General features: G+C 74.3%; 1 protein-coding gene. It reads left to right on the top strand.

From position 1 onward, the window contains the following. Positions 1-30: 30 nt before the first annotated feature. A partial coding sequence (locus DN069_RS40030) for a cytochrome c oxidase assembly protein (RefSeq protein WP_165845484.1) occupies positions 31-268 on the top strand: 238 nt, incomplete at its 3' end.

The following is a 268-nucleotide window of genomic DNA, read 5'->3' as shown; positions in this document are numbered from 1 at the left end:
GCCCGCTCCACCCCTCGAACCGGAGGCCACATGCCCGCCGTCGGCTACGCCGGCCCGCCCGCCTGGCACCTGTCCACGGTCGCCACCAGCTGGCAGTTCGAATCCGCCGTCGTCGCTGTCACCGCGGCGGCAGCCGCCTGCTACCTGGCCGGCGTCCTCACCGTGCGCCTCCGCGGCGAACCATGGGCCCCCTCCCGGACCCTCGCCTTCCTCGGGGGGCTCGTGCTGTGGGTCGTGGTGTGCTGCTCCGGCATCGGCGTCTACGAGA

Origin of the sequence: Streptacidiphilus pinicola (assembly GCF_003258295.1) — a bacterium.
GTDB lineage: Bacteria > Actinomycetota > Actinomycetes > Streptomycetales > Streptomycetaceae > Streptacidiphilus > Streptacidiphilus pinicola.
The sequence above is the reverse complement of the archived record's forward strand: the minus strand, read 5'-3'. Positions and strand labels throughout refer to the sequence as shown.